This is a genomic window from Streptomyces sp. NPDC001093, assembly GCF_040298985.1.
In the GTDB taxonomy this organism is placed as follows: domain Bacteria; phylum Actinomycetota; class Actinomycetes; order Streptomycetales; family Streptomycetaceae; genus Streptomyces.
Genome location: NZ_JBEPBF010000115.1, coordinates 24205 through 32710, shown reverse-complemented (window position 1 = coordinate 32710; position 8506 = coordinate 24205). Strand labels below are relative to the sequence as shown.

Here is an 8506-nt window from a genome sequence, read left to right as displayed (position 1 = left end):
GCTGGACCGGCTGGCGGCGGGGCCGCCCGCGCGCCGGCCCGCCCGGCGGCTGGACGGTGTGCGCGGCCGGCTGAACACGGTCACGTTGTCCCTGGTCGCGGTCCTCACGGCGGCGGCGGCCGCGGCCGCGGTGACCTTCACGATCCACTACGGCGGCTCCCCGGACCAGGTGCGGGTCTCGGACGCCACCGGGCGGATGGCCGTCAAGGTACCGGCGGGCTTCGGCCGCGAACTGCGCGACTCCGGCTGGGACCCGGGCGCGCTGGGCCTCGGCAAGGGCCACGAACCGGGCCTGGTGGTGGCCGACGACCTGACCCGGTGGCCCGATCTGGGCAGGGCGGTGGACGGTGTGTTCGTCGGGGTGAGCGAGCACGGCGACGTCACCGCGAAGGTGAAGGCCCTCGCTCACACGGGCTGCAGCTACTCCGGCAGCCGCAGCTTCGCCGACGCCGACTGGCACGGTCTGGTGCGGGCCTGGAGCGGCTGCCCCGACGGCGGCTCGGTCACGGAGACCGCACTGAGCCCGGCCCACGGCGCCGCGCAGCCCCAGGTGTACGTGCAGGTGCGGCAGCGGGGTACGGGGGACGCGACCGAGGGGATACTCCGTTCGCTGAGCGTGTCCTGACGGGCGCCTGCGGAGGGTCACAGCGGGGAAAAGATTCCTGCGTGTGCCGAACTTTTCCGGCGCTGCGCGCATCGCAGTGTGAGGACGGCGCACCCGCGCCTCGAGGCACGTGCGTTCCGACGCGTGCCCTGACCCTCCAGGAGTGTTGAGCGACATGGTGTACACACCCCGGTCCGCGCGGCACGGGGCCCTGCTCGTGGGCACGGTCGCCGTGCTGGGCCTCCTGACCGCCTGCGGCAACGGCAAGGACGTCCACAGCAACCCGCCGATCACGGCCTCCGGTACGGCCGCGCCGGCGACGGGCACCACGCAGAGCCCGGCGTCGACCGGGTCGGCCCCGTCCGGCACGTCCACCGGCGCCGCCCCGTCCGCCGCCTCGAAGGCGGCCCCGTCCGCGAGCTCCGGCGACACGGCCACGCCCGCGGCGAGCACCCGCTGCCACACCTCCGAGCTGCGCGCCTCGGTGGGCCGCAACGACCCGGGCGCCGGCCAGGAGAACTTCCCGGTCGTCCTCACCAACGCGTCCGGCCGGACCTGCACCGTGCGCGGCTATCCGGGCGCGGCGTTCGTGAGCGCCTCCGGCAGCCAGCTCGGATCGGACCCCAAGCGTGAGTCCGGCTCCCCCACGACGATCACCCTCAGGCCCGGGCAGAGCGCCTGGGCCGGACTGACCTTCTCCAACCCGGGCATCAGCGGCGCCAGGACGGCCACCCCGGCCGCGCTGCTGGTGACACCGCCGGACGAGCGCGACTCGCTGAAGGTCGCGTGGACGGGCGGAGCGGTGCCCGTCTCCGGAAACTCCTCTTCCGTCTTCCTGTCGGTGTTCAGCCCCGGCACGGCCCCCTGACCGGCCCGGACACCCCCCGAGAACCCCGCTGTCCCACTCCACGGGCAGCGGGGTTCGTCATGCTCGCGCCACAACTGTCACAGGACGGCAACAGGCGCCGCAGGCCGCGATCTTCTCCGTGACTGCCGTCATCGAACCCGTCGACCCACACCGGCGAGCAGGCCCCGCGAGGGGCCGTGACAGGAAATCGGGGACAAGATGAGCGGGATATCGCGCAGGCGGGTGCTGACGGCGGGCGCGGCGGCGGGCGCCCTGGGCACACTGGCCGCGTGCTCCTCCGGCACCGGCATCCGGGTCGACGGCCCGGCGGACGGCAAGGGCACGGCCCAGGCCCGGCCGGTCAAGCCGATCGGCGACGGCTCCACCGCCGACACCGGGGCCCAGCCGCACCAGCCGAAGCCCGAGCGGCTGAAGCCGGGCCAGAAGCCCCCGCAGTTCGTGGTCTTCTCCTGGGACGGCGCGGGCGAGCTGAGCAACCAGCTGTTCTCCCGGTTCCGCAAGGTCGCCGCCGACCACGGTGCCAAGATGACGTTCTTCCTCAGCGGCATCTACACGCTGCCCGAGTCCAAGAAGAACCTGTACCGTCCGCCGCAGCACGCGGTCGGTGCCTCCGCCATCGGCTACCTCGCCGACCGGCACATCCACGCCACCATCCAGCAGGTTCGCGCGGCCTGGCTGGAGGGCCACGAGATCGGCACCCACTTCAACGGGCACTTCTGCGGCGCGACCGGCGTGCGCAACTGGTCCCCGGCCGAGTGGCGCAGCGAGATAGACCAGGCGGTCGACTTCGTGACCAAGTGGAAGACCAACACCGGCTTCACCGACCTGGAGCCGCTCCCCTTCGACTACCGCAAGGAGCTGATCGGCGGCCGTACCCCGTGCCTGGAGGGCCAGTCCAACCTGCTGCCCACGGCGGCCGCACTCGGCTGGAAGTACGACGCCAGCTCCCCCGGCGGGCTGCAGATCTGGCCGGCCAAGGTGCAGGGCGGCAAGATCTGGGACTTCCCGCTGCAGTCCATACCCTTCCCCGGACACTCCTTCCAGGTGCTGTCGATGGACTACAACATGATGTTCAACCAGTCCGGCGGCAACCCGAACGGCGACCGCGCCCAGTACGACGCCTGGCGCACCCAGGCCCGGGACGCCTATGTCGCCGGTTTCCAGCGGGCGTACACGACCAACCGCGCACCCTTCTTCATCGGCAACCACTTCGAGCGCTGGAACGGCGGCATCTACATGGACGCCGTCGAGGAGGCCATCGGGAAGATGGCGGCGTACGGCGACGACGTACGGTTCGTGTCGTTCAAACAGCTCGTGGCCTGGCTGGAGGCGCAGGACCAGGCGGTGCTGCGCAAGATGCGCACGCTGGTGCCGGGGCAGGCCCCGGCGGGCGGCTGGGCGGAGTTCCTGGGCGCGGCGGGCAGCCACAGCTCGTGAACCCGTCACGAGCGTCTGTTCTCATGGGCGGGCGCCGACCGATCCCACCACCGCACCACCCCTGAGTCAGCGGCTGCGGCGCCCGCCACCGCCGTAGCCCCCGCCGCCCCCGTATCCCCCGCCGCCCCAGCCGCAGTAGTACGGATACGCGGAGCAGGGGTCGGCCGTGGCGGACGGCGTGGCCGCCGGGCTCGATCCGGTCGCCGTCGGGTACGGCGTGCGGGGCGGGGCGGAGGTGGTCCTGGAGACCTTGGGCGTGGGCGTGGCGCCGGTCCCCGGGAGGGGAGTGGTGATCGGCGCCGGGGTGGCGTCGCCGTCCCAGTCGACGTTCTCCATCTGCAGATCGGGCTTGGCGGTGTCGAGGGTCCACCGCTGGGCGGCGCCGGGGGCGCGGTTCTTGAGGACGAGGGCGCCGGAGCCGTCGGTGGCGGCCGGCGTGAGGGCCAGGTCCTGGTTCCAGCGGGGTATCAGGGCGCCCTGCAGGGTGAAGTCGTAGCGGATGTTCCTGGCGGCCTTCCCGGTGGCCGTGCAGGGGGTGAGGCGGACCGAGTAGCCGAGGTGGGAGTCCAGGCACAGGCCGGGCGCGGCGGAATTGCGCAGCAGCCCGTCGGGCTCGTACGTCCACTGCTGGCTCGGGGTCGCTGAGCAGGGGGCGAGTTCGGTCTCGGCGCCGTTGACGGCCTTCTTGCCGACGACGCCGACACAGAGTCCGGAGGCGAGGTTGTGCAGCCGGCCGTGCAGGGTGCCCTGTCCCGCCGCGTGCGCACCGGCCCAGGAGGCCCCGGGGCTCGGGGCGCCCTTGCCGGGCGCCGGGGAGGACGCGTCCTTGCCGGCCGGGGCCGGTCCGTCGCCGGACCCGAGCACCGTCCACAGCACCAGGGGCAGCACGACCAGCCCGCTGACGGTGACGACGGCCAGCGCCAGATTCCGCCGCCGGACCCGCTGCGCACGGGCGGCACGATGCGCCGACCGGCCGGAGGCAGCCGCGTCCGCCGGCCCGACCGACGCACGGGCGCCGGCGGAACGTCGGGAGGAGCGGGAACGACCGGTGTCGGCGGGGAAGGGGGAGGCGTCGAAGGGGTTGGCGGAGGCGTCGGCGGACGGGGAGCCCGAGGCGAACGAGTTGGCGTCCGCGGACGCGGAGGCGAACGCGGCGGCGTCGGAGGCGGACGTGTCGGCGGAGGCGGAGGCAAACGCGCCGGTGTCGGCGCCGGCAGCGGAGCCGCGGCGGCGCGGGGCTCCGGCGGTGCCGCCCCCGCTCGTCCCCCCGGGGAAGCCACCCCGACGCTTGCCCCCGGCGGAACCACCCGGACGCGTGGCCTCGGCGAAGCCGTCCCAACCCGCGGACCCAGCGGAGTCCGAACCCATGGCCTCGGCGAAGCCGTTCCAACCCACGGACCCAGCCGAGCCGTCCGAACCCATGGACCCGGCGGAGTCGTTCCCATCCATGGGCTCGGCGGAGGCATTGCGACGCGTGAACTCTACGGACCCGCCCCGACCCGCAGACCCGGCGGAATCGTCCCGGCGTGGTGGCTCGGCGGGCAGGAAGGGCTCGCCGGACAGGGGCGCGGCGGTCTCGGGGGGCGGGGCCGGTTCGGACGGATCCTCGGCGCGGGTCGCCCGGGAGTTCACGTAGGCGTGGGCGCCCCAGCCGAGGACCGCTTCGGCGAGGGCGAGGCCAAGTCCCGTGTTGAAGGCGGCCAGTTGGTCGGCGGTGCGGCTGCAGTGGCCGCACCGGCCGAGGTGCTCGCGCAGATCGGGGTCGACGTCGACACCGCCGCGCCGGAACGTCACGTCGAGCATGCGCAGATAGCGCCGGCACTCGTTCTCGGGGGCGAGTTCGCGGTGGGCCTGGAGACACTCCTCGCGCAGCCGTTCCCGCCCCCGGCGGAGCTCGACGCCGGTGTCCTCCTGGTCCAGGCCGAGCAGAGCCGCCGGCAGGGCGAGCGGTTCGGCCTCGACCTCCGTGTGCCACAGCACGGCACGGGAGATCTGCGGCACCCGCTGGAACGCCCGGGACAGCAGCCGCCGGCCGGGGGGCGGCAGCAGCCTGGCGGCGGCACGCTCACCGGTGGCGCCGGACCGCAGCGCCGGGTGGAGGAGTTCCTGGCGGCCGTCGGCGTCCCACTCGGCGGCGATCCGCCGGACGGCGACCAGGACATGGGGCCGCCAGGCGGCGGTGGGTCCGGACTGCCGCAGCGATTCCCCGAAGAGCCGGGTGAAGGCGGCTGTGGTGAGCATGCCCGCGGCCCGAGTGCCGTCCGTGCACAACCGCGCGTAGGCGAAGGCCGCTTCCCAGTGCCGGTCGAGGAGTTCACCGACGGGATGGAGCGCGGGCGTCCCCCCCGTCCACTTCTTCAGCTCGGCACTCAGTTGCTCGTCCGACCGGCCTGCCTCATTCACGACTGCATTCCTCCAGACGTGATACGAAAATTGGTCCATACCAAGCAGTATGGAAAGGTGGTGGGCTGCTCGAACGTCCACCTGAGGCGGCTCTTTTGAAGCGTGGGGGGTGTACGGGGAGCGGCCTGGCGCATACAGCGGGAAACGCGATGAGCCTGCGCGCCGACAGCGCACACTTTTGCACAGCCGCACAGGTACGAACAAGAGATCTCTCGATTATCGACAATGAGCGGTGGGCCGGCTTGCTTATTGACGCAGGTTCAGGAGATTCGTTTTCCTCCCATTACCGCCGTTCGCCCGCCCGGTAGGCGCCGGGCGGCACTCCGTAACGTTCCCGGAAAACCCGGCTGAAGTGGAAGGGACTGCCGAATCCGCAGGCCGTCGCCACCCGTTCCACCGTGAGGTCGGTGCCCTCCAGCAGCCGGGCCGCGTGCCGCAGCCGGGCCTCGCGCAGCGCACGCATCGGGGACCGCCCCGTGCGCAGGGTGAACAGATGGGCGAAACGGGACGGGGACAGTGCGACGCTCTCGGCGAGCGAGCTGACGGTGTGCGGGGCGCCGGGGTCGGCGGCGATCAGTTCCTCGGCCCGGCGCACCCGGGCGTCGGCGTCCGGTGCGGGCGCCGGCGTCCGGGCACCGCCGGCGGCGAGCAGGACCACCTCCTCCAGCGCGCACAGGGCCAGTTCCCGCGCCAGGCTGCCGTGGGCCACGGCCACCGGGTCCGGCTCGCGCGGGATGTCCACGCGCGGGATGTCCTCGCCCGGGATGCCTTCGGCCGGTCCGCGGGCGTCGGCGAGCATCCGGCCGAACGCCGCCTCGATCCGGCCGTGCAGGGCGCCGGGCACGGACGACACGGCGTACAGGCCGTCGGACACGGCGTACGGGGCAAGCCAGCCCGGCCAGGACGGGCGGGCCTGGCAGTGCGTCCACCAGAACCGCCAGCTCTCGGCGCCGGGCGCGACGGTGTAGCGGTGGCCGGTGCCGGGAGCGAGCACCACCAGATCCCCGGCGCCGGCGCGTGCGCGGGCGGCGCCCTGGCGGAGCAGTCCGCAGCCGCCCAGGGTGAAGGTGAACAGCCAGCTGTCCGAGCCCCGGGGCCGGTTGACGCCGTAGCCCGGCAGCTGGTCGTAGCGGCCGGTTACCACGAGGCCCGGCGGCGGGGACGGGTCGGCGGCCGCAGCCGTCACGGGCAGGTCCGCAGCGTGCACAGGCATCCTCCCGACGGGCGCACCGGCCTAGCGTGGCGGGTGAGTGACCACCTGACCACCGGACTCACAGGAGCGGGCACATGACAGCCACGGACAACGGCGCCATCCTCCCGGAGGCGCTGCGGCGGCGGTTCGAGGAGGACGGGTTCACCGTCGTACGAGGGCTGTTCGGCCGGGACGAGACCGAGCGGCTGTGTGCCGCGTTCGCCGCGCTGCACGCGGCCGGTCCGGTGCCGGGTCACTTCGAGCCCCGCCCGGCGGACCCCGACCCGCTGCGCCGGTACCCCCGGGTGATGCAGCCGCACGAATGCAGCGCGGTGGCACGGGAGTTCCTGCTGGACGCCCGGCTGCGGGCCGTGCTGGAGGTGCTGTTCGGCGAGGAGGTGCTGGCCGCGCAGAGCATGTTCTACTTCAAGCCGCCGGGTGCGCGGGGGCAGGCGCTGCACCAGGACAACTTCTATCTGCGGGTCGAGCCGGGGACGTGTGCGGCCGCCTGGGTGGCCTGCGAGCCGATCGACCGGGACAACGGCGGCCTCGAGGTCGTCCCGGGCACCCACCGCATGGCCCTGTTCTGCCCCGAACTCGCCGACGAGGAACTGTCGTTCGCCCGCGAGTACGTGCCGCCTCCGGCCGGCCTGACCCCGGTTCCGGTGGATCTGGCACCGGGTGACGTGCTGTTCTTCAACGGCAGCCTCGTGCACGGCTCCGGGCCCAATCGCACGGCCGACCGGTTCCGGCGCTCGTTCATCGGACATTACGTGGGCCGCTCGGCGGAACGGATCGGGGCGTACTACCGGACACTCACGATGTCCGGCGAGCGGGTGCCGTTGCCGGAGAGCGAGGGCGCCGGTCCGTGTGGCACGGAGTTCACACCACACGGACCTCACTGAGCCGCCGGAACCTCAGTGCCCGCTGATCGCATGCGGCGTGTAGGGCTGCTCCAGCTCCTCGGTCTCCTTCTCGGTCAGTTCCAGTTCCACGGCCGCCACCGCGTCCTCGATGTGGTGCGGCTTGGCTGCGCCGACGATCGGTGCCGCCACCGTGTCCTGGTGCAGGAGCCAGGCGAGGGCCACCTGGGCACGGGGCACGCCCCGGTCGTTCGCGATCCGGGTGACGGCCTCGACGATCGCGCGGTCGCTCTCCAGGTACAGACGGCTGCCGAAGTTGTCGTTCGCGCTGCGCTCGGTGACCGTGCCCCAGTCACGGGTGAGCCGGCCACGGGCGAGCGGGCTCCACGGCAGCACGCCGACGCCCTGGTCGGCGCAGAGCGGCAGCATCTCCCGCTCCTCCTCGCGGTAGAGGAGGTTGTAGTGGTTCTGCATGGACACGAACCTCGTCCAGCCGTGCCGCTCCGCCGTGTACTGCAGCTTGGAGAACTCCCAGGCGTACATCGAACTCGCCCCGATGTAGCGGACCTTGCCCGCCTTGACCAGGTCGTGCAGCGCCTCCATCGTCTCCTCGACGGGGGTCGCGTGGTCGTAGCGGTGGATCTGGTAGAGGTCGACGTAGTCGGTGCCGAGGCGGCGCAGGCTGTGGTCGATCTCCGTCATGATGTTCTTGCGGGACAGCCCGGCGCCGTTGGGGCCCGGCCGCATCCGGCCGTGCACCTTGGTGGCCAGCACGATCTCGTCGCGGTTCGCGAAGTCGCGCAGGGCCTTGCCGACGATCTCCTCGCTGGTGCCGTCGGAATAGACGTTCGCGGTGTCGAAGAAGGTGATGCCCGCCTCCAGCGCCTGCCGGACGAGCGGGCGGGACGCCTCCTCGTCGAGTGTCCACTCGTGGACGCCGCGGTCGGGCAGGCCGTAGGTCATGCAGCCCAGACAGATCCGCGAGACGTCCAGGCCCGTCGAACCGAGCTTCACGTACTGCATCGTTGCTGCTCCTGCCTTCGGGACGATGGTCACCCACGAGCCTACGGCGTGGCCCGGCACCGGCTTGACGACCGCGGCGCGCGGGCGATTTGATCCTGCCACGTGCCGCGCCGCCC

The 8506-nt window shown here is 72.8% G+C and carries 6 protein-coding genes and 1 pseudogene; 4 read left to right on the top strand and 3 right to left on the bottom strand.

Annotated features, from left to right (window positions below):
* The 3 genes and pseudogenes from ABT288_RS38220 to ABT288_RS38210 all read left to right on the top strand — a co-directional run.
* Positions 1–625 (top strand): annotated as a pseudogene (locus ABT288_RS38220) (serine/threonine protein kinase); the annotation flags it as partial.
* A 154-nt stretch (positions 626–779) separates the two neighbouring features.
* Positions 780–1472, top strand: coding sequence for a DUF4232 domain-containing protein (locus ABT288_RS38215; RefSeq protein WP_351618147.1), 693 nt, complete (start codon positions 780–782; stop codon positions 1470–1472).
* 198 nt (positions 1473–1670) lie between these two features.
* Entirely contained in the window at positions 1671–2909 is a 1239-nt protein-coding gene (locus ABT288_RS38210) for a polysaccharide deacetylase family protein (RefSeq protein ID WP_351618144.1), read from the top strand.
* Between the two features lie 66 nt (positions 2910–2975).
* On the opposite strand, the gene ABT288_RS38205 is transcribed toward ABT288_RS38210, so the two are convergent.
* Positions 2976–5351, bottom strand: a complete 2376-nt coding sequence (locus ABT288_RS38205) for an RICIN domain-containing protein (RefSeq protein WP_502972928.1) — start codon at positions 5349–5351, stop codon at positions 2976–2978.
* A 244-nt stretch (positions 5352–5595) separates the two neighbouring features.
* Positions 5596–6525, bottom strand: coding sequence for a helix-turn-helix domain-containing protein (locus tag ABT288_RS38200; protein ID WP_351618138.1), 930 nt, complete (start codon positions 6523–6525; stop codon positions 5596–5598).
* A gap of 74 nt (positions 6526–6599) precedes the next feature.
* Here ABT288_RS38200 and ABT288_RS38195 point away from each other — a divergent pair, with 74 nt between their 5' ends.
* Positions 6600–7409 carry a phytanoyl-CoA dioxygenase family protein gene (locus ABT288_RS38195; protein ID WP_351618135.1) on the top strand — a complete coding sequence of 270 codons (810 nt, stop codon included), beginning with the start codon at positions 6600–6602 and terminating at the stop codon, positions 7407–7409.
* A gap of 12 nt (positions 7410–7421) precedes the next feature.
* Here ABT288_RS38195 and ABT288_RS38190 read toward each other — a convergent pair whose 3' ends face one another.
* Entirely contained in the window at positions 7422–8390 is a 969-nt protein-coding gene (locus ABT288_RS38190) for an aldo/keto reductase (protein WP_351618132.1), read from the bottom strand.
* Between the last annotated feature and the right edge of the window lie 116 nt (positions 8391–8506).

Coding starts and splice junctions, on each gene's coding strand:
- ABT288_RS38215 (WP_351618147.1), top strand. CDS start 780: ATGGTGTACACACCCCGGTCCGCGCGGCACGGGGCCCTGCTCGTGGGC.
- ABT288_RS38210 (WP_351618144.1), top strand. CDS start 1,671: ATGAGCGGGATATCGCGCAGGCGGGTGCTGACGGCGGGCGCGGCGGCG.
- ABT288_RS38205 (WP_502972928.1), bottom strand. CDS start 5,351: ATGGACCAATTTTCGTATCACGTCTGGAGGAATGCAGTCGTGAATGAG.
- ABT288_RS38200 (WP_351618138.1), bottom strand. CDS start 6,525: ATGCCTGTGCACGCTGCGGACCTGCCCGTGACGGCTGCGGCCGCCGAC.
- ABT288_RS38195 (WP_351618135.1), top strand. CDS start 6,600: ATGACAGCCACGGACAACGGCGCCATCCTCCCGGAGGCGCTGCGGCGG.
- ABT288_RS38190 (WP_351618132.1), bottom strand. CDS start 8,390: ATGCAGTACGTGAAGCTCGGTTCGACGGGCCTGGACGTCTCGCGGATC.